This is a genomic window from Porphyromonas sp. HMSC065F10 (genome assembly GCF_001808555.1).
In the GTDB taxonomy this organism is placed as follows: domain Bacteria; phylum Bacteroidota; class Bacteroidia; order Bacteroidales; family Porphyromonadaceae; genus Porphyromonas_A.
Map to the genome: position 1 here is coordinate 23410 of NZ_KV793791.1, position 25053 is coordinate 48462.

Here is a 25053-nt window from a genome sequence, read left to right on the forward strand (position 1 = left end):
ACTACAGTCCCGTAGGCTTGGAACTGCAGTCCCGTAGGGATGAAACTCCAGTCCCGAGGGGATGGGACTCCAGGGGTGAGCCGTGAGCCTGTCGACCGGATTGTCTATCTATCTGACATTTACTACTTTTGTTTTCGTCAAGTGGAGAGACAATCTATTATGAGAGAGAAGAAGGGATACCTCCAGGTATACACCGGAGATGGGAAGGGGAAGACCACCGCTGCCATCGGGCTGGCGGTGCGTGCCGCCTTGGCCGGGAAGCGGGTCTTCGTGGGGCAATTCGTCAAGAATATGCGGTATCACGAGTGCCGGATAGAGGAGCTGCTGCCGGCGATTCACTTTGAGCAATTTGGTCTCGGGTGCGCACTGATCCACGAGCCGTCTGAGGAGGATGTGCGCCACGGACGGGAGGGGCTGGCTCGGGCCGCGGAGGTGATGGCCTCAGGGGAGTGGGATGTGGTGGTGCTGGATGAGGTGACGATAGCACTCTACTTCCACTTCTTTACCGTGGAGGAGCTGCTCGAGGTGATCCGTGCCCGAGAGCCACACGTAGAAGTGGTCTGCACTGGGCGCTATGCCCCGGCAGACTTAATCACCGCTGCTGACTTGGTGACCGATATGCAGTGCGTCAAGCACTACTACGATGCCGGGGTGCCGGCGCGCTCCGGCTTTGAGCGGTAGGTGAGCTGAGGCAAGGCGCGCCGCCCGGGATAGGGGAAGCGAAGGAGGATCGAGAGCAGGAGCACTCCGGAGAGGATCATCGGGTAGTACATGAAGGGGAGGATCTCCGTCACGGAGAGCCCTGTGAGCCCAGAGGCGATCAGCATCTGAGCGCCATAGGGGAGGACAGCCTGTACGATGCAGGAGGTGATATCGAGGATGCTGGCTGTCCGCCGTGGGTCGACATCGAGCCTGGTGCCGAGATCTCGCACGATCCCGCCGGTGGTCAGGATGGCGATGGTATTATTGGCCGTGCAGGCATTGGCCAGTCCCACAAGGGCGGCGAAGGAGAGTTCGCCCGACCTCTTTCCGGACACACGCTTGGTCAAGCGCTCGACGATGAAGTCTATCCCGCCCCGCTGCCGGATTAGCTCCAGCAAGCCACCGGCAAGCAGCGTCACGATGATCAAGTCGCTCATCCCGGCGATCCCCTTGCCTGCCGTCGTCATCACTTCGACCGAGGTAACGGAGCCACTGCCGAGGCCCACCAGCACCGAGAGGAGGATGCCTGCGGTCAGGGCGACGAGGACATTTACCCCACTGACAGCGAGGAGAATCACCGCCAGGTAGGGCAGCATCAGATACCACGAGCCGGTGGTGCTGACCATCGCCTCCGGCACTTCCTGACCGAGCATCAGGTAGAGCAGGAGCGTGAGTAGAGCAGCCGGTAGTGCTATCAGGACATTGGCGCGAAACTTATCCTTCATCCGCACGCCTATCGTGCGGGTGGCTGCAATGGTGGTGTCAGAGATGAATGAGAGATTGTCGCCGAAGAATGCACCACCGACGATGATCGCTGTGATCAGCCCGGCGCCCCCGCCCATCTCCGTTGCCATCCCGCTCGCTATAGGTACGAGAGCAGCGATCGTGCCGACACTCGATCCGAGGGCAAAGGAGATGAAGCAGCTGACGACAAATAGCCCCGCATACATTACCCTCGACGGGAGCAGTGACAGCAGCAGCCCCACCGTCGCATCAATGGCTCCGATCGCCTGTGCCACGGAGGAGAATATCCCCGCAAGGATGAAAACCCAGATCATCAGCAGGACGTTGCTGTCGCCCGCACCTCGGGCAAAGATCTCTAAGCGCCTCTCGAGAGAGTGCCCATCAGGCAACACCATCGCATAGATCGCCGTAAGGCAAAAGGCGACCGTGATCGAGACGGCATAGAAGTCGCGGACCAGTAGGCTGACTCCAAGGTAAAAAAAGAGGAAGAAGAGGAGGGGCGAGAGGGCAAGCAGCCCCTTGGTCATCGGCATTGACCGGTGCGCAGAGGATTGCCGACCTGCCACTGCCTCCTCGTGCAAGATATTCTTATTCGGTATAATTCCCATATCGCAGGCAAATATACCACAAATAATTTATTTCTTGCGAAAATTTGCCTGAAAAGCCAGCTCGTGCAGTGATACAAATGGTCTGTCAAAGTCCATTATGTGGGCCGAGGAGTAGCCTCGTAAGGTCACTTCATGCCTATCAAGCGGCGAATGTCAGAGAGCTTATTGAGTGCCTCGAGGGGGGTAAGGTTGTCGATGTCGAGCCCCTTGATCTCATCGCGGATCGCGGAGAGGGTCGGATCGTCGAGCTGGAAGAAACTGAGCTTCATCGGACCATCGGTGGTCTCGTCGGCGGTAACGGATGATGGCGAGCTGTGTCCCGTCTTGCGCTCGAGCTGACTGAGGATCTCCTCAGCCCGGCTCACGATCTCGCGCGGCATGCCCGCCATCCGTGCCACATGGATGCCGAAGCTGTGCTCGCATCCTCCGGGGACCAGTTTCCTAAGGAAAATCACCTTGCCATCGGCCTCTTTCACAGAGACATTATAGTTTCGGATCCTCGGCAGGACGCCCTCCAGCTCGTTTAGCTCGTGGTAGTGGGTGGCAAAGAGGGTCTTAGGGTGAGCGCGATGATTATTGTGCAGATACTCCACGATCGCCTGTGCCAGCGAGATGCCATCGTAGGTGGAGGTGCCGCGTCCCAGCTCATCCACGAGGACGAGGCTATTGGGGGTGATGTTATTGAGGATGATCGCCGACTCGGTCATCTCAACCATAAACGTACTCTCGCCACGCGAGATATTATCCGATGCCCCCACGCGGGTGAAGATCCGATCCACGATGCCGAGGTGCGCCTCACGTGCCGGGACAAAGGAGCCCACCTGAGCCATCAGCACGATGAGGGCGGTCTGCCTCAGGAGTGCACTCTTACCCGACATATTGGGTCCGGTGATCACCATGATCTGGTCTGTCTCCGGGTCGCAGAAGACGTCATTGGGGATATACTCCTCACCCGGAGGCATCATCCGCTCGATCACGGGATGGCGCCCCTCCTTGATGTCAATGACAGCGCTTCGGTCCACCACCGGACGGTGGTAATCGTATGTAACCGCATCGTAAGCAAAGGTACTCAGCACGTCGATCTCGGAGAGAGCTGCTGCATTGCTCTGCAGGACGCGGATATGCCCCATCACCTCCCGGATCAGATCCTGGTAAAGCTCCGCCTCGAGGATGCTGATCCGCTCCTCGGCACCGAGGATCTTCTGCTCATACTCCTTCAGCTCCGGGGTGATGTATCGCTCGCTATTGACCAAGGTCTGCTTCCGGATCCAGTCCTCCGGCACCTTATCCTTGTGCGCATTGGTCACCTCGATGTAGTAGCCAAAGACGTTATTGAAGGCAATCTTCAGCGATGGGATCCCGGTCTCACGACTCTCCCGCTCACGCATCTCAAGGAGGTACTTCTTGCCCCCACCGGCGATGGCGCGCAGCTCATCCAATCGGTTGCTCACGCCGGTACGGATCACCCTTCCCTTACCCACCTGTGCCGGTGCATCGGGGTCGATGGACTGCTCGATCTTTGACGCCAACTCCTCCGCCGGGTCAAGCCTGAGGGACAGCTCGCGGAGTGCCTGCTCACCCGAGTCGGTGAGGAGACTCATCATCGGGCGTATCAGTCGCAGCCCGGCTGCCGTCTGGAGTAGCTCACGGGGCGAGATGCGCCCCACTGCCACCTTACTTGCCAGTCGCTCCAGGTCACCGATGCCGGCCAGGTGATCCGCCACCGATCGGGTCAGCTCCGACTGCTCACAGAAGGCAGTCACACAGGCCTGGCGTCGCTCGATCTCATGCAGGTCGAGGAGGGGAAAGGAGAGCCAGCGCTTCAGCAGGCGACCGCCCATCGGGGTATGCGTGTGATCCAGCACCTGTAGGAGGCAGGAGCCGTCCTCCGTGAGCGGGCGCATGATCTCAAGGTTGCGCCGAGTGAAATTGTCCAGCCGGACAAAGTGGTCCTCCTCGATCAGGTGAAGCGTCGTCACGTGGCTCAGCTGGGTGTGCTTCGTCGCCTCGAGGTAGTAAAGGATCGCCCCGCAGGCGATGATGGCGAGCGGCTTCTCCTCTATGCCGAAGCCCTTGAGCGTGCGGGTATTGAAGTGCCTCTCAAGCCGCTCCCTGCCGTAGTCAACAGTGAAGACCCAGTCCTCAAGGGGGTAGTAGTGCCACTGCTCTCCCATGGCGGCCGCCACGGATGCCTCCCGACCCCGCTCCAGGAGGATCTCCTTTGGACCAAAGGAGACGACCATCTTCGCCACATCCTCCTCGACACCCTCGGCGGTGCAAAACTCGCCCGTGGAGAGATCAAGGAATGCGGCACCGGTGCGCCCGCCCTTCGACACCAAGGCACCGAGGAAGTTATTGGTCCCGGCATCCAGCACCGTATCCTCCATCGTCAGTCCCGGGGTCACCAGCTCCGTCACATCCCGCTTTACCAGGGTCTTGGTGAGCTTGGGATCCTCAATCTGGTCACAGATGGCGACTCTCTTCCCTTGCGATACCAGCTTAGGCAGGTAGACATCGAGTGCATGGTAAGGGAAGCCGGCGAGGGGGACCTCAGAGGCACCACCGTTGGACCGCTTGGTCAGTGTGATCCCCAGTAGCTGGGAAGCGGCGACGGCATCATCGGAGAAAGTCTCGTAAAAGTCCCCTACGCGGAAGAGCAGTATTGCGTCAGGGTACTTTCTCTTAAACCGGTTGTACTGAGACATCATCGGTGTCTCCTTCACTTTTGCCATGGTTAGCAGCCTACTGTCTGTTATACTATTCTGTGGTGAGAGGACCTTCCCTCAAGGTCTTACGGCAAATTTAGTGATTTTCAATCGTCCGGTCCCACCCTCCGCCATAGGAGGTGGGGCGATCGGGGTCAGCAGCATCGTGGACAAAAAAAAACATCCCCGAGAGGTGCGTGACCTGTCGGGGATGACTTATGAGTGTGTGACCTTCGAGGGAAGGTGCGAGCGGTGAGCTCGGACGGAGATCAGAGACCGAGCTTAGACTTCACGAGAGAAGTGACATCCTCACTGCCGCTGCCCACATAGAGCATCTGGCTGGCATCCATAATATAGGTGAAGCCACCATCGTTGCCTACCTTATTGATCGCCTCGCGAAGCTTGGTCTGGATCGGGGCGAAGAGCTCTACCTGCTTCTTCTGCATATCCTGCTGAGCCACGTTATTGAGATCCTGGATGCGCTTGGAGAGGTCCTCCAGCTCCTGCTGCTTGCGACTCTTGATGGACTCGACCATAGTCTCCTGCTCCTTGACGAAGTCCTGGTACTTGGTCTGAAACTCCTTCTGCAACTGCACGAGGGTATCCTCGTACTTCTTGGCGAGGTTGTCAAGCTCAGCCTGCATGGACTTCATCTCAGGCATCTCGCTGAGTACCTTCTGAGAGTCTACGATACCGATCTTGTGGCTCTGCGCACCGGCAAAGATGGGGAAGAGCATGGCAGCACAGAGGATGAGAAACGTTCTTTTCATGAAAATGTATCTTACGTTATTGATTTATATTCAGGGTTATGAGACGCACAAAGGTACGTTATTTCACAGAGATGCCAAGGATCTTCAGGATGTCATTACTGATATCGGCAGCGGGGTCGGCATAGACAATGGTGCCCATGCCGGAGGCGCGGTCAAGGACCATATAGACACCATACTTGCGGCTGTAGAGCTTGATCGCCTCGTAGACCTTGTCCTGGATCGGCTTGATGCGCTGCTCCTGGAGCTTCGCCATCTCGCCCTTGGGACCGAAGTACTTCTGCTGCAGCTCGGCGGCGCGATTCTCCACCTCGACGATCTGCTTCTCGCGAGAGGCGCGTTGGTCGGCGGAGAGGGAGCCCATCTGCTTGCGGTAGTCGGCATAGAGGGTGCCTGCCTGGTCCTGGAGCTTCTTCACCTCAGCCGTGTAGCCCTTGGCGGTCTCCTGGAGCTGTTCCGTTGCCTCCTTGTACTGAGGGATATTGGTGAGGATATACTGCATATCCACCAGAGCGTAGGTGATGTAGTCCTGCGCCCGAGAGGGGAGCGTCATCCCGACCGATGCCACGAGGGCAATGAGCGCGAGGAGAGCCGTTTTTCTTATCTCTTTCATAATGGTTGCTGTCTTAATGTAGGTTGTACCAAATGCCCGGGGATCAGAATTGCTGACCGAGGACGAAGTGGACGTTGCTACCACCGATCTGAGCGGTTCCGTCCGGGGCGTCAAAGCCGTAGCCCCAGTCAATACCCATCAGACCAATCTGCGGCAACATTATTCTGACGCCCAGACCGGCAGAACGTTTAAGCTGGAAGGGGTTAAAGTCCTTCTGGTACTCCCAGGCGTTACCGGCCTCAGCAAAGCCGAGTACCCAGATCGTTGCCTGATTCTCAAAGATCACCGGATACCGCAGCTCCATAAAGACCTTGGAGTAGACATAGGCACCTCGTCCGCTGGCACCCGAGATGGAGCCGTTGCGATAGCCGCGGAGGCCTATCATCTCATTGAGGTATCCGTAGTAGGAGGACATACCGTCACCACCCATATAGTAAGTACCGAAGGGGGAGCGCTTATAGGGGCTGAAGGAGCCGATCGTACCGGACTCCGCACTCGCCATCAGGACGGGGGTGCGCTTGGTATTGATCGGGTCCATAAGGGGGATAAAGAGCTGAGCCTTGCCCTTCACCTTATAGTACTCGATGAAGCGGTACCGGTCGGCATCGGGGAGCTTCGGGTCGGAGTAGTCGACGCCATCCCAGAGGGAGTACGGCAGGGTCGACTGCGCCTCGAAGGTGAAGCTGGATCCTCGACGGGTGTAGATCGGGTTGTCGATCGAGGAGCGGGAGAGATTGAGCGAGAGGTTGATGTCATTGGCGACACCATTCTCCATACCGAAGTTGTAGTAGTAGGCGCCCCAGTTGTGCATCCGGTACATATTGTAGGTAAGCCCGAGGGAGACTTGCCAGTTGTCGTCCGGCCAGGTGAGTCGCTTACCATAGCCGATATTGAAGCGGAGCATATCAAGGGTCTTATCCGGGTCAAGAGCGCGCTCGTAGAGGTTGGTCATCGCCTCGCGGTAGTACTGGTTGTAGTACCCCATGCCGTAGCCACCCATGCCTCCGTAGCCGTACCCTCCGGGATAGCCCATGCCATAGCCGTACCCACCCGGATAGCCCATACCGTAGCCATAGCCACCATAGCCATAGCCGGGATAGCCGTATCCATAGCCGCCGTAGCTATTCATCAGACTCTGCTGCTGACCGGAGTAGAATCGGCGGTTGATGTCTGTCTGACGGGAGTAGGAGACTGAGACGCTAAACATATTGGGTCGCTTGCGGCCAAACCAGGGATCCATAAAGCTGATGCCGTAGCTCTGGTAGTAGCGAGCATTGGTCTGGACATTGAGCGAAAGCGTCTGCCCATCGCCACGGGGGAGGAAGTTGTGGTAAGTGGAGCGATCAAGCAAGTTGCGGAGGGAGAAGTTGGTAAACTTCAGTCCTGCCATCAGCAGTAGACCGGTCTGGCTCCATCCCATCGACAGCTGGACCTGGTCATTGGACTTCGGCGTCAGCTGCCACTCGATGTCCACCGTACCGCTCTCCTCGTGAGGAACTATGTTGGGGACGATCTTCTCTTGGTCGAAGTGGCCCATCTGAGCGATCATACGCATAGAGCGCATAACGTAGTCGCGATTGAAGAGCATGCCCGGCTTCGTGTAGAGCTCGCGGCGAACCACCTCGTCGTAGATCTGCGAGTTGCCTCGGATCGCCACCTTATTGATCGTCGCCGGCTTGCCCTCGTGGATGCGGATGTCGAGGGCGACGGAGTCACCCTTCACCTCGGTCTCCACGGGGACCATGTAAGCAAAGAGGTAGCCGTTATTGGAGTAGAGGTTGGAGACCGCATCCTCATCCTGAGAGATACGCTCCATCAGCTTCTTCTGATTGTAGACATCGCCGGGGCGCATGCCGAGAACCTGCTGGAGCTGGAGAGTCGGGTACTTGGTATTGCCGACGAAGTTGATCGCCTTGATGTAGTACTTCGGGCCCTCGTAGACCTCGATGTCGATATTGATCTTCTTCCCGTCGTCCGCCTTGTAGATCGTGTCCCGCAGGATCTCTGCGTCACGGTAGCCCTTGGCGTGATAGGCCTTGAGGATATTCTTCAGGTCCTCCCTGTACTCCTTCTCCACGAACTTCTTCGTACCAAAGATCTCGAGGATACTGCTCCAGGGGCGCTTGGAGAGATTGAAGACCTCATTCGTCTTCTTCATGGCGCGCCTCAGGGCATTGTCGCTCAGCATCTCATTGCCGATGAAGTTGATGGTCGAGATCTTCGTCTTCGCATTCTTATTGACATCAAAGATCACCACCACATAGCCGGGGCGAGAGTTGTCCTCAAGGACGGAGGTGTGTACCTCGACGTTGCTAAATCCCTTGGCATCGTAGAAGCGCTTAATCTCTATCTCGGATCGATCGAGGATATTGGGAGTGATAAAGGTCCCCTGAGCAAGTGGCTGGAGTCTACCGGTGCGGAGGTCCTTCTCCTCGCTCTTCTTCACCCCATTCATCTCAAAGCGTGTCAGGCGCGGCCGCTCGGTGATATGGATCGAGAGCCACACCGAGTCCCCCTCCATGCGGTCGGCATCGATGCGGACATTGGAGAAAAGCCCGTTGCGGAGGTAGTTGCGCACCGCTTGGCTGATCTCCTCACCCGGTACGGTAACCCGCTGACCTACACGGAGACCAGAGACGTTGCGCACCACCACATCCTCGTAGCTCTCATTGCCGACCACCCTCAGTCCGGCGATCACCCTTGAGACAGGGCGGGTGTAGGAGACATCCGGCAGAGCTGCCAGGCTGTCCGATGAGGCGATCGTGTGCTCCGACTGTGCCATGGCGACGCCACTGACGAGCAGAGTGGCAATGAGGGCGAGCAGCCGAGAGGGTGTGGTATTCAAGCTTCTTGTCATAGAGAAAAGTCGGCGAAGCGGTGAGGGTAGGATATTCATGCGTTAGGATGAAGCGTTTCTTCCGGGGAAAGGGATGTATGGTGGTGCGCGGTGATCATCAGGAGCGGTCGGAGGTCTTGTCACCACAGTCGACATCAACCACCTGATCACCGGTGCGACCGAAGCGTCGCTGGCGAGACTGATAGTCGATGAGGGATCGGTAGAGGTCTGCAGCATCGAAGTCAGGCCAGTAGCAGTCGCAGAAGTAGAGCTCGGTATAGGCAAGCTGCCAGAGGAGGTAATTGCTGACCCGACACTCCCCCCCGGTGCGGATCAGTAGGTCGGGATCCGGCAGGTCGGGCAGGTCGAGGTGCGCGCAGATGTCTTGCGGGGTGATGGGCTCCTCACTGCCGTGACGCTCAGCCAGGAGCCTATTGAAGGCCCTGGTCAGCTCGGAGCGTGAGGAGTAATTGACGGCAAGCACGAGAGTGATGCCGGTATTTGACTTCGTACTCTCCACCAGCCCCATCAGTGCCACCCTCGGCTCCTCGGGCAACTCCTCAAGGTCTCCGATGGTACGCAGGCGGACGTTATTCTCCTCCAGCGTGGCGAGCTCCTCTACCGCAGAGCGGACCAGCAGGGTCATCAGCGCATCGACCTCAGCCTTGGGGCGGCGCCAGTTTTCTGTGGAGAAAGTGTAGAGCGTCAGGTAGCGTATCCCGCAGCGGGCAGCGGCACGGACGATGCGACTGACCGACTGTACACCGGCACGATGTCCGTCTCTTCGCTCCAGACCCCTCTCACGAGCCCAGCGACCATTGCCATCCATAATTATGGCAACGTGTCCGGGGATGCGGTCAGGGTCAAGCTGAGCTAAGAGCGTATCGGCGGGAGAGGGCATACGTATGGCTTACTTCCGGGTGAAATCATTGATGATGCCGGCGGAGCGATCGATCGTCCCACGCCAGACACGGCGCGTAGACTCTCCGTCGTGTCCCACTCGGCCACCGAAGATGAAGAGACTCTCCCCCTTAGGCGACTCGTAGTAGTATCCACCGGCATGAGAGATCGGGAGGAAGTCCTTACCCGGAGCCTTCTCGGTCTCCATCCGAGTCCAGGTGACCCCATTGTCGTCACTCTTGTAGATAGTAGACTGAGGACCTTTATCATAGACTCCACCGATACGATAGAGCGTCTCCCGGTCGGCCGTGGTGACGTAGAGAGCACCCTCGTGGGGGTAGACCACCTTGGAGGGCAGTGCGCCCCACTCCACCAAGTCGGAGGAGAAAAAGCCGGTGCTGATGGGGAGACCGGAGGCAAGCGAACCTCCGAAGAGGAGCATGTGAGGCGTCGAGGCGATCTCATACTCATGGACATAGCTGTCGCGGACCGGGAACTTCTCCCTCACCTGACCGACCTCCGTCGTGACCTTGCTCTGCTTATCGAGCTGATAGATCGAGTAGGTCTTACCATCCTCTGTGCCCACCATATAGACCGCCCCGGTCCTGACACTCAGGAGCTGTGTCACCGTAACCCCTGCCGGAGTGGCCGGGAGCCACGTCACGAGATCGGTGGAGGTAAAGAGGTGTCCCTCGGCATCAAGCGCCCAAGTATCGCCCTTAGGCGAGGTGTAGGCGGTATAAGGTCTCAGCCCCTCAGGCAGGTGAGCCTCCGTGACCTGACGTATGTCAAGCGGGTCGAGGGTCGTGATCTCGAGGAGAGAGGTCTCCCTCCCGAGCCGACTAAGGAGGTAGCGCCTGTCGCCCGGCAGGACGACCATACGGGTCTCCTCCGTCTCAATCGGGAGACCATTGGACATATCGGTCCAGACGATCTTATTGGGGTCGTACCCATAGGTGAGCACACGGAAGTCGTACGTGACCGACTGATTGTCCTTCTTCTTATCCGTCTGGATCGTCAGCTCCATCCGTCCGCCCTTGAAGCTGATCAGCGTTGTGTCGCTACCGGCCACATTCCATGCGACCCTCTTGTCGGAGCTCACGTTACGAAGCGTGACCTTGAGCTGGTTGCTCACCGCCATGGAGAGGTAGGCGGAGTCAATCTCCGATCCATAGGGGAGGGGCGTCTTATTGTATATCCGGTGGTTGATGTGGTCGATGCTGAAGCGGGCTGCAGGAATCTGCTTACCCTTGACCTTAGGGAAGGAGAGGACCACCTGACCCGGCACCGTGTAGTCGGTATAGACCGGACGGACATAGTCTCCCATATCCCGATTGCAGGAGTATAGGAGCATTACGAGCAAGAGAAGAGCTGAGACCGGTCCGACCGGCTTACGGCTACGTATAGACATGAGTCCTGTGACTTGGTTTATCTACTGAATATCATCGGAGTGACCCTCCCCTGCACACGATGGGCAAGAGGGAGTCCGGTCACTTCGGGCAAAGTTACCTTATTTCTGTGAGTTGTGGACACATCCTATTCTTATAGAATGCAAAAGAGGACGATGTTGCGGACAATTAAGATACAGAATTCATTAAGCACGCCCGCAACAAACAGAAAAAGAACTGAGGGATAGGAGACCTCATCACCTACCCCTCAGATCTAAGTCAGAGACGCGAGCAATCAGTAGGATCCCAGAGTGGATATGACTGACAAGGAGGGGAACCACCCAAAGCCCGGAGAGAATACCCGAGTATTGTCCCCCTCGAGTATGTTTCCCCATAGATAATAGCCCATCAGACCGGCCTCCAGCCCCAGAGCGCTAAAGCCCTCCGAGATCCTCCAGTGAGCCCGAAGCCCTATCCTAAGGTAAGCTCCATTCCTACCCTGCTGTCTCCACTCGCCATCAATTACGTAGGGGGAGAAGCTTCGCATATACCCCACGGAGTTGACCACGCCAATAGTCGTAGACCGGCTCACCTCACCACCGTATCCACCTTGGGCGAGTCCCACGGTGAGGAGCCCCGCTATGTGCTTGGAAGAGCTTATCCGGTCTCCCCTAAAGCCTATCTCAGGACCCAGCCGACCTAAATGTGGAAATCTCCACATCCACCTGATCGAGACCTCAGGAGTGACGATCGGAGTCCCCGATGTCCTCACTCCTGACGCGCCACGTCCCTGCTGCTCAATGCGAAGCACGGGACTAATGCCGACGGAGGTCTCACGAATACTACCCATCTGTGAGAGGGGCGTTGTCTTCGTTTTCTCCTCTCTCTCTTGCGCTGCAGCATAAGCACGCTTGTATACCGGGCTACTCTTCATTGAGCCACAACAGCTTAGGAAGCTCACAAGACCCAAAAAGACCAAGAAAAAGACGACAGATGGACAAGCGACCCTAACTCTTTGTTTCATTATTATAGCTATGGTTTGTTAGTATACCTGAGGCGTGGCAGTCCATCGGACGAGTCATGTTGCTCAACACCCAAAGTTAGCCATATTAAATTGAAACAACCATTTTCGAGTCACCCGTAGTCCGGGTACGAGATTGTCACAAAACCCGCCAAAACTGTTGGCCAACTAATACCGATATTAGTCGCGCCTAATATCGGTATTAGAGATGTCTCTCAGCCGAGATGATCTATTCCTTGCGGGGAGAGAGATTCTTTGTCCCCCACCCAGACCTAACTTACGGGCGGAGGGCGAAACCAAGCGATGAGAGGATCTGTCCCTCCTCAGGACGATAGTTGGTGACCACGTAAGCCCTTGGCTCGCGCGGAAAGGGGTACCCGCTCCGCATTGCCTCAAAGTCGGTGTCGTATCTCCGGCGAAAGTCCTCATCCACCTTCTTGGGATCAAAAGTACGGAGCATCGCCCCCCAGATGCGCTTACCCTCCTCAAAGTCATTGAGATCAATGAGGGGATCCACCGGCGGCTCGGGGCGGATCTCATCGACACGGCTTGAGGTTAGGCCAAAGAAGCGAAGCCCCCAGAGGAGGCAGGTGCGGGCGCCATTGGCCTTGCCATCTGCGCTGAAGCCGGCGATGTGCGGCGTCGCCTGCCAGGCTGCCTCCACCAGCTCCGGTGAGGGATGTGGCTCGCCCTCCCAGCAGTCGATGATGACATTGGAGAGACGGCGCTCCCGCAGCCCCATCAGGAGAGCGGAGGTGTCCGTGACTCCACCTCGACAGGCATTGATGAGGACAGGCATCCGTCGAAGGCTCTTGATAAAAGTGCTGTCCACCAAGTGGTAGGTGGGATAGTCTCCGTCATAGGTGAGCGGGACATGCAGGTCGATGTAGTCGCACTCATCGGCGAGTGTCTGGAGGGAGACAAACTTCCCCCTACCCTCCTCATCGGCTCGCGGAGGATCATTGAGCAGCACCTCCATACCCAGCACCTTGGCGTAGTGTGCCGCTGCCATACCGGTATGACCGGCACCGACGATGCCGTAGGTCTTGCCGATGAGGCTGCCACCCTTCTCGCTGCAGCAGCGGGCGAGTGAGCAGCCGACATACTGACCTACCGACTGAGCGTTACAGCCCGGGGCATTGTACCAGGTGATCCCCGCCTCCTCGCAGAAGTCGGTGTCGATGTGGTCGATGCCGATCGTGGCGGAGGTGATGAGCTTGACGGAGGAGCCCTCGAGGAGCTCTCTACTGCACTTCGTGATGCTCCGTACAATGAGCCAGTCGGCATCACGTACCGCCTCAGGAGTGATCTCAGGATTGGGGAGGTAGCGCACCTCTCCCAGCTCATCCAGCACCCCTCTGAGATAGGGGATGGAAGCTTCGGCTATGATCTTCATTACCCTACTTGACGAGAGAGGTGGCAGCGATGAGCTTGATGTCGCGGATCATGGCGAGGACGCCATTGGATCTCGTGGGGGAGAGATTTTCCTTAAGCCCGATCTTGTCTATGAAGTAGAGGTCAGCCTCAGCCACCTCCTTTGCCGGCTGTCGGTCGACGACACGGAGGAGGAGGGCGATGATCCCCTTGACGATGATGGCATCGGAGTCCGCCTCGTAGTGGATCGTCCCATCGGGCTGAGGGTGACCCACCACCCACACGCGGCTCTGGCACCCCTCGATGATATGCTCGGGGGTCTTCTCCTCATCGGGGAAGGGAGGGAGGTCATTTCCCATCTCGATGATCATCTCGTAGCGCTCCATCCAGTCATCGGTGAGCCCAAAGTCGTCGACGATCTCGTCTTGTATCTCGTTGATAGTCATTTTTCTCTCTTATCTACTCATTCACTTCTTCGTCAGCACAGTCCAGACCGTGGAGCCTACCGCCTGCAGTGTCTCTCGGCTGATATGCTCCATGGTGTCGTCTAAGGTGTGCCAGGTGGCGGGAAATCCCGTCGTGCGTGCCGGGTCGTAGTCAACGATGTCGAGGCAGGGGATGCGGCGGTGACGGATCACGAAGACATGGTCATCCACCAAGCCACCCCCCACAGCGTTGTGGAAGTAGCTCCCGTACCCCAGGTCGTGTGCCGTCTGCCACACCTCCGTCACAGCGCGGCCGGCACTCTCCTGCGAGAAGTACTCGCGATAGAATGCCGCCCCCTCACCGCCGACCATATCGAGGAGGATGCCGAGGTCGGCCCGGTAGTCGGGCGTGTGGGGATTCTTGGCCCAGTACTGAGCACCCAGGCCCCAGGTTTTCTCCGTGTCGCCGTCATACTCGGCAAACTGTGGCACTCCATAGTCCTCTGCGTCAAAGAAGATGATGTCCACGCCCAGCCCCTCGCGCAGCCCCTTCGTCTGCAGGAGCCGACCGATCTCCAGCAGCACACCGACACCCGACCCGCCGTCGTTGGCACCATCGATCGGGGTGCGCCACTTGGCGGGGTCGCTCTCCGCATCCGCATAGGGACGCGTGTCCCAGTGAGCGAAGAGCAGGATCCGCTCCGATGCCTCAGGGCGATACCGACCGATGATATTGACGCACTCCAGCCGGGTGCCATCGTAGGCGGTCAAGGTCATCGGCTGCTCGATCACGTCGAGACCATGGCGGGTCAACTCCGCCGAGAGGAAGGTGGCACACCTCTTATGCGCCTCGCTCCCAGGCACACGGGGACCAAAGGCGACCTGATGCGCCACAGCAGCGTAGGCGGAGTCTGCTGAGAAGGGCGTCTCCGCCACCACCCGGGTCTCGCCCTCAGTGGTGGTCTCGCGACGGCTCTCATTCTTTCCCCCGCAGGAGGCGGACATCAAGATCAGGCTCATGAGGCAGGGGAGAAGGGTTAGCTTATTTCTTACCATTATATATCAGTGTAAAGGGGTGGGCAAAAAGGCGACGAGCCGTCTCCATCAGGCTCTCCGTCGTGACCGAGTCTATGCGGTCGAAGTACTCCTCCAGCGTCTCATACCGACCACGGAGGAGCATCTGGCGACCAAAGGAGAGGAAGGTGGACTCCGACTGCTCGGAGGAGACGAGGGCAAGCCCCTTCGTCTGCTTTTTCCACGCTCTCAGCACCTGCTCACGGAGAGGCTCCTGCATCAGGCGATCAAGCTGCTCACGGACGACACGCAGCGCCTCCTCGGCATGGTCGTCATCGCTGCCGAAGTAGATCTGCCACCAGCCCACATCGGGGAAGCAGGTGACGGAGGCCTCGACATTGTAGACCCAGCCGCGACGCTCCCGCAGCTCGACATTCAGGAGGGTATTCATCCCATCGCCGGCCAAGAGCTGTAGGAGGAGGTTCTGCGCAGCTCGGTCGGGGTCATTGTAGGTAGCGCCAAGACCACCAAGGAGCGTATGCGCCTGATGGGTGCGGCTGTGGACGATATGGGGAGACTCGTCGGCAAGGGCTATGGGGAGCGACAGCTCCGGACGAGTAGAGGGCTTCACCTCGGAGGGGAAAGGCTCAGAGAGGTACCGGCGACAGAGCTCCTCAAAGCGCTTCGGTGTCACCTGCCCCATCACGAAAAAGAGGAGTCTCTCGGGACGAAAGGTGCGCTCCGCATAGCTCAGCAGATCCTCCCGCCGCATCCGATCGAGGCTCCGAGTGTCACCGAGGATGGGATGGGCGAGGGACCGATCACGGAAGAAGCGCTCGTCCCACTCGTCGAAGATCCGATCCGAGGGCGTATCCCGGTAGAGGTTGATCTCATCGCGAACCACCCCCCGCTCCGGCTCCAGCTCCTTGTCAGGGAAGGTGCTGTGCCGGATCAGGTCTCCGAGCAACTCCACAGCGCGGGACATTTCGCCTCGCGGACCGACGGTATAGACGACCGTCTCATCCTTGGTGGTATAGGCGTCGATGGAGCCGCCCACCACCTCCATCCGATTGCGGATGTGATCCGCGCGGCGATGGATCGTCCCCTTAAATATGGTGTGCTCAACAAAGTGAGCAAGCCCAGGCAACTCCTCCGGGTCGTCTCGGCTCCCCGAGTGGATCCCAAAGCCACACCACACCACTCGGCTCCGGGTGGGCAGGAGAGCGCACCGTAAGCCATTGTCAAGCGTCACCGTATGATATACAGCTGTCATAGTCCTCGTATTTTCGCCACAAAGGTACCCTTTTTGCCATCCTCTCCCTAAATGGAGTCCTACTCAATTATCTGCTCACAGGATCACCCCGCCACTTCATCTAAGACTCCAGCAGCAATGAGGAGACATCCAGTCGCCCGGAGGTCTCCTCATCGCATAGGTGGTATGATCACCTTTGTGTTACTTCTGATGCTCCCAGAAGGCAAGTACCTTGGCGGGGAGCGGCACCCTCAGGTAGTCCGGTGACGAGGGCGAGGCAACGACCGGATTGCCCTGCTCGTCATGGTGGGTGACGGTGACGGCAAAGTCGGGATCCTGAGCGCGTCGCTTCAGGTCGACGATGCGGAAGAAGCCACGGAAGAGGAACTCTCTCTGCCGCTCATCGAGCACCGCCCGGATGAGCTCGGTCTTGTCACTGATCCGGAGGGGCTTATTGTCCACGATGCGGTAGTCTCGCAGATGATTGAGCAGACGAAGTGCCTCATCTGTGCTGCCGACCCGAGCCTCGCACTCTGCGGCGATAAGGTACATCTCAGGGGTGGAGATGCCGAGATTGAAGTAGATGGCAGGCTCCCAGACCAACTCTCCCGGAGGACAAGCATTGGGATCACCATCAGGGGCATCGGTGATGAAGATCTTGCGTCGCATATCCTCCGTCCCGTCGAAGAGGGAGAGGACGGAGTGACTGACGAGGGCATATATGTTCAGCCCCTCCGGGGGAGAGAGGAGTCGGATGAGGATATTCTCAGGATTGAGAAGAGGGGTGGGATAGTTATTTCGTGCCCCTACAGCCCACTCTTCTTCATGGAGCTCAAGCTTCTTGTAGTCTACCAGTTCGCTATTCAGCTCCAGCGCTTTCCGAGCATTGACGAGGGCGGTCTTGTAGTCCTTCATCTGCCAGGCAGCACGGGCATAGATACCGTAGCCGGCAGCCTTGCTCATACGATAAGCATTGCCCACCGGCTTCTCCGGCAGGAGGGGGATCGCCTCCTCCAGATCTGCGATGATCTGCCGATAGACCTCCTGCTGAGAGGCGGGGGAGAGATCCTTGTGATTGATGTCGTTGTCGGTCAGCAGGGCGATGGTCTTGATCTCCGACGCATGCTCGCTGTCGTAGCCGGGACCATAGATGCCGACGAGGGTGAGGTACTCTAAGGCGCGACAGGCAAGAGCCTCTGCCCGCACGCAAGAGATCTCCTTCTCGTCCCCGGAGGCTGTCTTCAGGCCTGTGAGGATGGAGTTGTAAGTAAAGATCCGCTTGTAGGCCGCATCGTAATTGGTGTCTGACTTGTCAGGACCATAGAAGGGTGTCTGGTAGAGGTAGATCCTTCTCCACTCAGGATTCATGTTCCTTAGCGTCGTCTGATAGTAGAGATTACCATCGAGTGTGACAGGGACATTGATCTCGTCAGCCATCAGGTCAATCTCTTTTCCTGAGAGCTTGACGAGGTTGTCGTCATTGAGCAGCAGCTCGTACTCCTCCACCTTGGTAGGGATCTGGTAGCCCTTAGGCACATTACCAAGGAAGTCCTTGCAGCTACTGAGCAGCGTGAGCAGCAGGAGTAGCGGGAGGGTCTTATATATCACTTTCATAATAAATTGCATCGATCAGAGTGTAACAGAGAGACCAAGGGTAAGGGAAGTGGGCGTCTGAGGCAGACGGGCGGGAGTTCCCATCCCGAAGGAGTAGGCCTCGGGGTCGATCCCCTTATCGTTGGCCGCATGGAGCCAGATGTCACTGACCTGGAGACGCAGGGTCAGGTCGCTCAGTCGCATGGATCGAAGGAGGGTGGACGGCAGCCTGTAGGCAAGCACCACATCCTTGAGCTTGATGTAGTCTCCCGAGATCACGTGGATGTCCGCACCATACCATGAGACACGCTCTCCCTCCGTGGGAGGAAACTCTGACAGAAGCGGTGTCGTGAGGGGGTTGTCCTCATCGCCCTCCTTACGCCAAGCGTGGATCAGGTCGGCATCCGTATTGGTCCCGGCAGTGACAAAGGAGAGGCCTTCTGTATAGGGTGCGATGACATTTCGCAGCTTATGACCACCGTAGTAGACCAGCGAGAAGGAGAGCGACAGATCCTTATACTCAAGAGTATTCGTGAGCCCGCCATTCCACACCGGCGTGAGGCTGCCGACGTGGATCAGGTCACTCATGCTCTGCGTCTCGGTGACGGCCTCTCTCTTTCCGTCCGGGGAAGTGGTGTAGACGTGAGGGTGTCCCTGCTCAACCCGATTACCCTCCTCATCGGTGGTATAGAGTCCGGCCCAGGGAAGAGCAAAGAGGCTGTTGACCGGGTGTCCGGAGGTCTGCACACCATAGTTGCTCATGATGTAGCCATTGACACTCTTGTCAGGCTCATCGATGTTGAGGATACGATTGCGGTTGTAGGCAAAGGTGAAGTCCGTGCTCCATCGGAAGTCGGACTGCTGGATATTGATGGTATGGAGAGTCAGCTCCACGCCGCGGTTATTCATCGAGCCATAGTTCATCAGGAGGTTAGCCCATCCGAGGGTGGGGTCGGCGGAGCGGGTACCGAGGAGATTGCTGGTCGCCTTGTCATAGAGGTCGATGTAGCCGCTGATGCGATTGTGGAGGATGGCGAAGTCAAGACCAAGGTTGAGCGTCGCTGTCCGCTCCCAGGTGAGTGAGGGGTTGGGCGGTGTCACTATGGTGCTTCCGGAGAGTCTGTTGAATCTCCCGTACTGCCCGGTCTTGACGATCATATAGGGACCGCCCACCTTCGGGATGTTTCCACCGATACCATAGGTGAGGCGAGGGGTAAGACGGTCGACCCAGGTCACCTCTTTCATAAAGTCCTCCTTATGCATCGCCCAGGCGGCACCGAGAGACCAGAGTGGCTTGTATTGGATCTTTGGGTCGGTACCGAAGAGATTGGACTGATCGATGCGGATGCTCCCAGTGAGGTTGTACCTATCTAAGTAGTCGTAGGAGAAATTGGCGTACATCGAGACAAACCGATCGTCGTGGTCGGAGACATTATTGTCCTGACTGTAGTCAAAGGGGAAGCTTTCGCTCACAGACAGTGTCCCCTCAAGGTTCGCCAGCTTGGCGGCATCGTACGGCACCGTCCCAAGGGAAATATCATCGTATCCCATCAGGTAGGACGAGGTGGAGGTGGAGTGGATCCTGCGCCACTCCGTACCGGCGAGGGCGGTCAGGCGGTGATCCTCGCCGAAGCCGGTGTCGTAATTGGCCTGCAGCCTCGCAGTGTAGCCGGTCATGCCACCCCTCGTCTCGCGGAGCTGCCCTCCCTTGGGGATATAGGAGACGTATGCGCCATTCTCAAAGACGGTGGCACTATTACGCATCTGCCGGACCGTGTAGGAGGTAGCGTCGGAATAGCTCTTACGGTAGTTGGCACCCTTCTCTACCTGCAGCTGAGCATCCAGCGCCAGACCATCGAGGAGCTTGTAGGAGAGCTTTGAGTTGATGCGGGTGTAGCTATCCTCACCTCTCGTCCACTCAAGACTGCGATCGCGGAGAGGATTGTATGCCTCACTCTCCAGTCCCTTGGCAAGGAGATCAGCCTTGGAGTGTTCACTGCGCTCCGTGGGGAGATAAAGGTATTCCCCGCTCTCGGAGCGGAGGCGGAGGTATGACGGGGTGGAGTAAAGCATTGTCAGTGCATCGGGTGACCCATCGTCAGAGTAGGAGCGGGCATAGTTTCCCGCCACAGAGAGATCGCTCGAGAGGCGGTCCGAGAGGTCGGTCAGGTTGCGTACAGAAAAGCCCACGGAACGATCCTTGGAGAGGACATCCGTCGGGTGGTTGCCGACATAGTTTACCGAAGCGATGAATCGATTGCTCTTGCCGGACTTGGTCATGCTGAGATTGTGCGTCTGCCTCAGACCGGTGCGGAGAAGCGCTGATCGGATCTCCTCGGTATTGTCATAGTTTGCCAGCCTATCCCGCTCAGCCTGATACTCTGCATCTGTGATCAGTCCCTCGGTATGCTTAGCGTAGAGACCCAAAAAGTAGGGATACGCCATTTTCTGGGTCAAAAGGGATGACCAGGTGACTCCCGGCAGTTGGTTCTCCATCACATACTCCGACAGATCCACCAGCTGAGCAGAGGAGAGACGGTGAAGATAGTCGTACGAGGGCTTCGCCGTCACCTCCACTGTCCCATCATAGGTGAGGCTGAAGCCTCCCTCCTTAGAGCCACTCACGGTATTGATCACGATGACGCCATTAGCTGCTCTCGCGCCGTAGATAGAGGCGGCGGCCGCATCCTTAAGCACTGTCACCCGCTCAATCATCGAGGGATTAATGCTCGAGAGATCCCCCTCGAGTGGCATCCCGTCCACTACGATCAGAGGCTTGGAGGAGCCCATAAGGGAGGTGACACCACGGATCTGCAGTTCACTCCCCCCGCGCGACTGCAGTCCGGCGATCCCGCCCTCGAGCCGCTTAAGCAGTGAGGTGTCGAGCTTCTTGCTGATATCGTCTTTACCCATGATGGCAAAGGATCCGGTCGCCCGCTCCTTCGAGATCGTCTGGTAGCCGGTGACCACAAACTCGTCCAATTTAGCCACATCCTCGTAGAGGGTGACCTTGTAGTAGGACTTATCCGGCTTGAGATTGAGTACCACGGTCGACATCCCTACATAAGTGACGGAGAGGGTCTTCTCACTCAGAGAGACCTCAATACTGAAGGAGCCGTCTACCTTAGAGATCGCCCCCTTGGAGGACTCCGGAGCGTAGAGTGTGGCCCCGGGGATCGGCTCCCCATTCGCCTCGATCACGAGACCGGTAATGACCCGGCGCTCGCTCCCTGACTGAGCACTCGCCACCGTAGTGAGGGCGGTCATCAGAAGGAGTGAAAAGAGTATATAAAGTCTTCGATTCATCATAAAACAAGTGGAAAAATCGGTGTAGAAACAGAGGCGCAAGATACTTATTTTATTTGTTATCTACGTTCATTCCGATATGGCGATTACCCTTTATCCAAAAGAGGACAAAGGGTAGACCGCTACGAAAACCGCCTAATCAGTCGCTCTCGTGCTGACGACGGCACCTCGGGCACTCGCCCTTGATGACAAAGGAGAGCGAGTGGGGCGTATAGCCCTCCGGCAGCTCCATCTCCGGCAACGGGAGATCCTCCATACAGAAGGACTGGCGACACGACTCGCAGTAGAAGTGGATGTGCTCGTCTCGCCGGTCGCAGGGGCCCTCGCTGCCACAGAGCTCGTAATTGAGCAATCCTCGACCGTCCTCAAAGGCGTGGACGATGTCTTGCTCTAAGAAGAGCGTCAGCACACGGAAGATGCTGGACTTATCCATCGGACTGAGTGTCAGCTCCAGATCCGTCAGCGTCACCGGGTGCTCCTCGCCACGCAGTGCCTTCAGCACAAGTATGCGATTGGCGGTGGGCTTGACCCCTTTTTGCTCAAAGTAGCTCTCGATGTCTTGCTCCATATCACTCGTGAAAGTAGGGGCTGAGTGGGCTAAAGAGTACGACGCTGTAGTCGTGTGGGCGTACCTTGATGCGGTACGGTCGGTTGCTCTCTAAGGTCACCACCTCCTCCTCTCCCGTGCCGAGATCCAGCTGACGGCAGCTCTTCCCCTGGGGACACCTAAGGGTCTCAAAGGCATGCTTCGGGATCGGTAGGGCGAGGTCGGCGGAGTGATCAGCAAAGTTCGCCACGACGAGTGCCAGACAGCCCGGTCGGTAGCGGAGGAAAGCGTATTGCTTACGGGGATCCAGCCTGTCACCCACAACGTACATAAGGTCAAAGAAGAGCCCGTGGTGAAAGACCGGATAGCGTGCCACCTCCAGTAGACGACGATACCGCTCTCGAAGATCCTGCTGCTCCTCCGACAGCAGGACAGGGTGGTGTAGCGCTCGCATGGACTCCATTGACCAGTAGTCGTAGATCGTGGTCCGACCATTTCGTCCTGAGAAGCCCTCCTCATCCATACCATGCTCCCCGAGCATCTGCCCGAAGTAGATCATCATCGGTCCGCCATCGATTAGGGCAGAGACGGCAACGGCAGGGATCGCCTTTGATCCCGTGCCGACGATGAAGTCGCTGGCGAGGCGTTGCTCATCGTGATTTTCCATAAAGTGGAGCATCAGCCCCGACAGTCCCTCTTGCGACTGCCAGACGGAAGTGATGTCAGAGGCAGCACGCTCACCCTTCAGGATCCCTACAAGGGTGTCGTAGAGACCGACCTTGTCGTAGAGGTAATCCAACCCGGCATCCAGATACTCCCGGTAGCGCCACGGCTGGTAGATCTCGCCGATAAAGAGCAACTGCGGGAAGTCGGGACGGAGCTTTCTGATGACCCAGCGCCAGAAGGGGACCGGCACCATCTCCGCCATATCGCAGCGGAAGCCATCGACACCGAGCACAGACCAGTAGTAGAGGATGTGGTACATCTTGGTCCAAGTGTCCGGAACCGGCTCCTCGAAGTGTGTCTCACCGGTGTCGGGGTCGACGCCATAATTGAGCTTCACCGTATCGTACCAGTCGTCCCGAGTGGGCTGCGCGTGGAAGACATCATTGCCCGTCGCCCGTGCGGGATACTCCGAGTAGGCGGTTGGCTCAGGACCGTAGTCTGAGCCGATCACCAGCATCTGGTCGGTGAGGTAGTAGAAGTTGTTGTCCCGACGGAATCGCATCCCCCGATCGTCCTGCTCCCCGAAGTCCTCCTCCAGCGGCGGTCTGCAGTCCGAGTGGTACTGTCGGGCGACATGATTGGGGACAAAGTCAATGATCACCCCCAGTCCGGCAGCGTGCGTCCGGTCCACCAGTCGGCGAAAGTCGTCCCGCCTCGCAGCCGGGTCATCGGCCAAGTCGGGATCGACATCGTAGTAGTCCTTGATCGCATAGGGGGAGCCGGCACGACCCTTTACCACATCGGGGTGATCGTGCGTGATCCCGGGGTAAGGGGTGGTGGTGGCATGCTCGAGGATGCCGGTATACCAGACATGGGTAAAGCCCAGCCCCTTGAGGTCAGCGAGTCGCTCACGGGTGACGTGACTCAGCTTACCACAGCCATTCTCCTCGATAGAGCCACCGGGGCGATTTTTCCCGCTCACGTTGCCGTAGAGTCGGGGCAGTACCTGATAGATCAGCAGCTTGCCATTATCTCCATTCATGATGATGTTGTCTCTGCGTACCACTTATAGACTAACGCTTTATCACAATAGCCCAATACAATGTCAAATGTAGCTATTTTCCCAATGATCCAAGACAGTGGCACCCTCGTCCAAGTTGAGACAAATACTGGACTTCTTGGAAAGCTTTAGCGGTGCAAATATACCACCCTCACATATGGGGATTGTCTCCAGGGGTCTCCCAAGGCCTCTTACTGCCTATTAAGGGTCAAAAAATGTAGACTGCGGGATGAGACACATAGCAAAAAAAGAGAGGTCCCACAGGCTGTCCTGTGAGACCTCTCGGTAGATTAGTGATTGTCCCTTAAGGGATCAGATCACTTGCTCTTCATGATGACTACGCGGTTCCAAGCGTTGATGTCATAGGGCTGTACGTCAGAGCCCTTGTAGTCGATCGTGATCAGCTCAGAAGGTACACCATACTCGTTGATGAGCTTGTCAGCAACGTTGCGGGCACGCTTCTCAGAGAGCTGCATGTTGTAGTCAGAGGTACCGGTCTGTACGTCTGCGTAGCCGGTAACGGTGATCGGGGTGTTGTTGGCCTTTACGTACTCAGCGGTGTTGTAGAGGTTGATCTCCTGGTTCTTGTCGATCTTAGAGCTGTCGATACGGAAGTAAACGACATTCTCATAGTTCTGAGCAACAACGGGCTGTACCTCGGGGCACTCAGGGCAGCGTACGGGACGCTTGCTGAGCTCAGCATTCTGGCTGCGGAGATCGTTGATCTGGCTCTGGAGGCCATTAACGAGATCCCAGTCCATAGGCTGTACGCCATTGAACTCTACGTCACCTACATTGAAGGTAAGACCACCACGAACGCCGGTGATGATGTCGCCATGACCAAAGCCAGGCACGAAGGTAGCCTGGGGAGCGATGGTCAGAGCCACACGCGGGGTGAAGTTGATATTGAAGTCAATACCAAGGTTTGCAGAGACTGCGTGATCAATCTCACCAAAGAACTTATCCTTAGTACCCTTCACCTGCTTGTCGGTGAAGATAGCCTTGAAATTCTCATCAGACATCTTCTGATCATCTCCCATGAGATTAGAGCCAAAGTAGCCAAGACCAACGTAGGGAACTACGTGGAAGACACGATTGGCATCGTAGGGAGCAAAGTAATTGGTGATGTCGAAGAGGAAGTCAAAGTGAGGATTGATGGCGCGAAGCTCGATAGGCTTAGCGGCACCAAAGGCCTTGATGTTGTTGTAGTCGATAGCCAGACGGGTACCGAAGTAGGGGCTGTGCCACTGACCTACGGCAATGCCGGCACTCCAGCTAAACTTGTCACCAAAGGCAGCGTCTCTCTGAGCCTTTACGACAGCACCATCCTTCCAGTGAGTGTAGAAGGGAACGTTGATGCCACCGAGAGCCTGGATGAACCAGTGGCTGCTGGTGGGCTCAAAAGCCACCTTGTTGGCGGGAGTCTCAGCGAGGTACTCCTCGTTGGACTTAACCTCCTGTGCGTTTACTGACATGCCGATGAGACCTGCAGCAACTACGGAGAGAGTAAGAAGAGTCTTTCTCATAATTTC

Annotated in this window: 18 protein-coding genes; 1 reads left to right on the forward strand and 17 read right to left on the reverse strand. The window is 57.4% G+C overall.

The window, feature by feature from the left end:
* Positions 1 to 159: 159 nt before the first annotated feature.
* A complete protein-coding gene (locus HMPREF2890_RS05455; RefSeq protein WP_070466369.1) occupies positions 160 to 681 on the forward strand; it encodes a cob(I)yrinic acid a,c-diamide adenosyltransferase in 522 nt (173 codons plus the stop codon).
* Here HMPREF2890_RS05455 and HMPREF2890_RS05460 read toward each other — a convergent pair.
* The 17 genes from HMPREF2890_RS05460 to HMPREF2890_RS05545 all read right to left on the reverse strand — a co-directional run bounded on the left by HMPREF2890_RS05460 (position 639) and on the right by HMPREF2890_RS05545 (position 25047).
* Positions 639 to 1973 (reverse strand): Na+/H+ antiporter NhaC family protein, encoded by a 1335-nt coding sequence (locus HMPREF2890_RS05460; RefSeq protein ID WP_083289832.1) that lies wholly within the window; start codon positions 1971 to 1973, stop codon positions 639 to 641. The two genes, HMPREF2890_RS05455 and HMPREF2890_RS05460, sit on opposite strands and share 43 nt — an antisense overlap.
* A 206-nt stretch (positions 1974 to 2179) precedes the next feature.
* A complete protein-coding gene (gene mutS / locus HMPREF2890_RS05465; protein WP_070466371.1) occupies positions 2180 to 4786 on the reverse strand; it encodes a DNA mismatch repair protein MutS in 2607 nt (868 codons plus the stop codon).
* 242 nt (positions 4787 to 5028) lie between these two features.
* A complete protein-coding gene (locus HMPREF2890_RS05475) occupies positions 5029 to 5529 on the reverse strand; it encodes an OmpH/Skp family outer membrane protein (RefSeq protein ID WP_070466374.1) in 501 nt (166 codons plus the stop codon).
* Positions 5530 to 5587: 58 nt separating this feature from the next.
* Positions 5588 to 6139: an OmpH/Skp family outer membrane protein gene (locus HMPREF2890_RS05480; protein ID WP_070466376.1), complete on the reverse strand. Its 552-nt coding sequence runs from the start codon at positions 6137 to 6139 to the stop codon at positions 5588 to 5590.
* 43 nt (positions 6140 to 6182) lie between these two features.
* Positions 6183 to 8996 (reverse strand): outer membrane protein assembly factor BamA, encoded by a 2814-nt coding sequence (gene bamA / locus HMPREF2890_RS05485; protein WP_246825323.1) that lies wholly within the window; start codon positions 8994 to 8996, stop codon positions 6183 to 6185.
* A gap of 97 nt (positions 8997 to 9093) precedes the next feature.
* Positions 9094 to 9876, reverse strand: a complete 783-nt coding sequence (gene uppS, locus HMPREF2890_RS05490; protein WP_070466380.1) for a polyprenyl diphosphate synthase — start codon at positions 9874 to 9876, stop codon at positions 9094 to 9096.
* A gap of 9 nt (positions 9877 to 9885) precedes the next feature.
* Positions 9886 to 11286, reverse strand: a complete 1401-nt coding sequence (locus HMPREF2890_RS05495) for a DUF6242 domain-containing protein (RefSeq protein WP_148130688.1) — start codon at positions 11284 to 11286, stop codon at positions 9886 to 9888.
* A gap of 272 nt (positions 11287 to 11558) precedes the next feature.
* On the reverse strand, positions 11559 to 12113 hold the full coding sequence (locus HMPREF2890_RS05500) for a hypothetical protein (RefSeq protein ID WP_070466385.1): 555 nt from the start codon (positions 12111 to 12113) through the stop codon (positions 11559 to 11561).
* Between the two features lie 448 nt (positions 12114 to 12561).
* Positions 12562 to 13680 (reverse strand): NAD(P)-dependent oxidoreductase, encoded by a 1119-nt coding sequence (locus HMPREF2890_RS05505; RefSeq protein WP_070466387.1) that lies wholly within the window; start codon positions 13678 to 13680, stop codon positions 12562 to 12564.
* Between the two features lie 4 nt (positions 13681 to 13684).
* Positions 13685 to 14104 (reverse strand): SufE family protein, encoded by a 420-nt coding sequence (locus tag HMPREF2890_RS05510; RefSeq protein WP_070466389.1) that lies wholly within the window; start codon positions 14102 to 14104, stop codon positions 13685 to 13687.
* 21 nt (positions 14105 to 14125) lie between these two features.
* Complete coding sequence (locus HMPREF2890_RS05515) at positions 14126 to 15139, reverse strand: M28 family peptidase (RefSeq protein WP_070466391.1); 1014 nt, start codon at positions 15137 to 15139, stop codon at positions 14126 to 14128.
* Positions 15126 to 16370, reverse strand: coding sequence for a M16 family metallopeptidase (locus HMPREF2890_RS05520; RefSeq protein ID WP_070466394.1), 1245 nt, complete (start codon positions 16368 to 16370; stop codon positions 15126 to 15128). The genes HMPREF2890_RS05515 and HMPREF2890_RS05520 overlap by 14 nt, the downstream gene beginning before the upstream one ends.
* A gap of 180 nt (positions 16371 to 16550) precedes the next feature.
* Positions 16551 to 17963 carry a RagB/SusD family nutrient uptake outer membrane protein gene (locus HMPREF2890_RS05525; protein WP_070466396.1) on the reverse strand — a complete coding sequence of 471 codons (1413 nt, stop codon included), beginning with the start codon at positions 17961 to 17963 and terminating at the stop codon, positions 16551 to 16553.
* 15 nt (positions 17964 to 17978) lie between these two features.
* Positions 17979 to 21209: a SusC/RagA family TonB-linked outer membrane protein gene (locus tag HMPREF2890_RS05530; RefSeq protein WP_070466398.1), complete on the reverse strand. Its 3231-nt coding sequence runs from the start codon at positions 21207 to 21209 to the stop codon at positions 17979 to 17981.
* 178 nt (positions 21210 to 21387) lie between these two features.
* On the reverse strand, positions 21388 to 21816 hold the full coding sequence (locus tag HMPREF2890_RS05535; protein WP_070466400.1) for a Fur family transcriptional regulator: 429 nt from the start codon (positions 21814 to 21816) through the stop codon (positions 21388 to 21390).
* Position 21817: 1 nt separating this feature from the next.
* On the reverse strand, positions 21818 to 23503 hold the full coding sequence (locus tag HMPREF2890_RS05540; RefSeq protein WP_070466402.1) for an alpha-amylase family glycosyl hydrolase: 1686 nt from the start codon (positions 23501 to 23503) through the stop codon (positions 21818 to 21820).
* 335 nt (positions 23504 to 23838) lie between these two features.
* Positions 23839 to 25047, reverse strand: coding sequence for an OmpA family protein (locus HMPREF2890_RS05545; protein WP_070466404.1), 1209 nt, complete (start codon positions 25045 to 25047; stop codon positions 23839 to 23841).
* Positions 25048 to 25053 lie beyond the last annotated feature (6 nt).

Excerpts from the sequence above, each read along its gene's own strand:
- HMPREF2890_RS05455 (WP_070466369.1), top strand. The coding sequence starts at position 160 with ATGAGAGAGAAGAAGGGATACCTCCAGGTATACACCGGAGATGGGAAG.
- HMPREF2890_RS05460 (WP_083289832.1), bottom strand. The coding sequence starts at position 1,973 with ATGACCAAGGGGCTGCTTGCCCTCTCGCCCCTCCTCTTCTTCCTCTTT.
- mutS (WP_070466371.1), bottom strand. The coding sequence starts at position 4,786 with ATGGCAAAAGTGAAGGAGACACCGATGATGTCTCAGTACAACCGGTTT.
- HMPREF2890_RS05475 (WP_070466374.1), bottom strand. The coding sequence starts at position 5,529 with ATGAAAAGAACGTTTCTCATCCTCTGTGCTGCCATGCTCTTCCCCATC.
- HMPREF2890_RS05480 (WP_070466376.1), bottom strand. The coding sequence starts at position 6,139 with ATGAAAGAGATAAGAAAAACGGCTCTCCTCGCGCTCATTGCCCTCGTG.
- bamA (WP_246825323.1), bottom strand. The coding sequence starts at position 8,996 with ATGACAAGAAGCTTGAATACCACACCCTCTCGGCTGCTCGCCCTCATT.
- uppS (WP_070466380.1), bottom strand. The coding sequence starts at position 9,876 with ATGCCCTCTCCCGCCGATACGCTCTTAGCTCAGCTTGACCCTGACCGC.
- HMPREF2890_RS05495 (WP_148130688.1), bottom strand. The coding sequence starts at position 11,286 with ATGTCTATACGTAGCCGTAAGCCGGTCGGACCGGTCTCAGCTCTTCTC.
- HMPREF2890_RS05500 (WP_070466385.1), bottom strand. The coding sequence starts at position 12,113 with ATGGGTAGTATTCGTGAGACCTCCGTCGGCATTAGTCCCGTGCTTCGC.
- HMPREF2890_RS05505 (WP_070466387.1), bottom strand. The coding sequence starts at position 13,680 with ATGAAGATCATAGCCGAAGCTTCCATCCCCTATCTCAGAGGGGTGCTG.
- HMPREF2890_RS05510 (WP_070466389.1), bottom strand. The coding sequence starts at position 14,104 with ATGACTATCAACGAGATACAAGACGAGATCGTCGACGACTTTGGGCTC.
- HMPREF2890_RS05515 (WP_070466391.1), bottom strand. The coding sequence starts at position 15,139 with ATGGTAAGAAATAAGCTAACCCTTCTCCCCTGCCTCATGAGCCTGATC.
- HMPREF2890_RS05520 (WP_070466394.1), bottom strand. The coding sequence starts at position 16,370 with ATGACAGCTGTATATCATACGGTGACGCTTGACAATGGCTTACGGTGC.
- HMPREF2890_RS05525 (WP_070466396.1), bottom strand. The coding sequence starts at position 17,963 with ATGAAAGTGATATATAAGACCCTCCCGCTACTCCTGCTGCTCACGCTG.
- HMPREF2890_RS05530 (WP_070466398.1), bottom strand. The coding sequence starts at position 21,209 with ATGACCGCCCTCACTACGGTGGCGAGTGCTCAGTCAGGGAGCGAGCGC.
- HMPREF2890_RS05535 (WP_070466400.1), bottom strand. The coding sequence starts at position 21,816 with ATGGAGCAAGACATCGAGAGCTACTTTGAGCAAAAAGGGGTCAAGCCC.
- HMPREF2890_RS05540 (WP_070466402.1), bottom strand. The coding sequence starts at position 23,503 with ATGAATGGAGATAATGGCAAGCTGCTGATCTATCAGGTACTGCCCCGA.
- HMPREF2890_RS05545 (WP_070466404.1), bottom strand. The coding sequence starts at position 25,047 with ATGAGAAAGACTCTTCTTACTCTCTCCGTAGTTGCTGCAGGTCTCATC.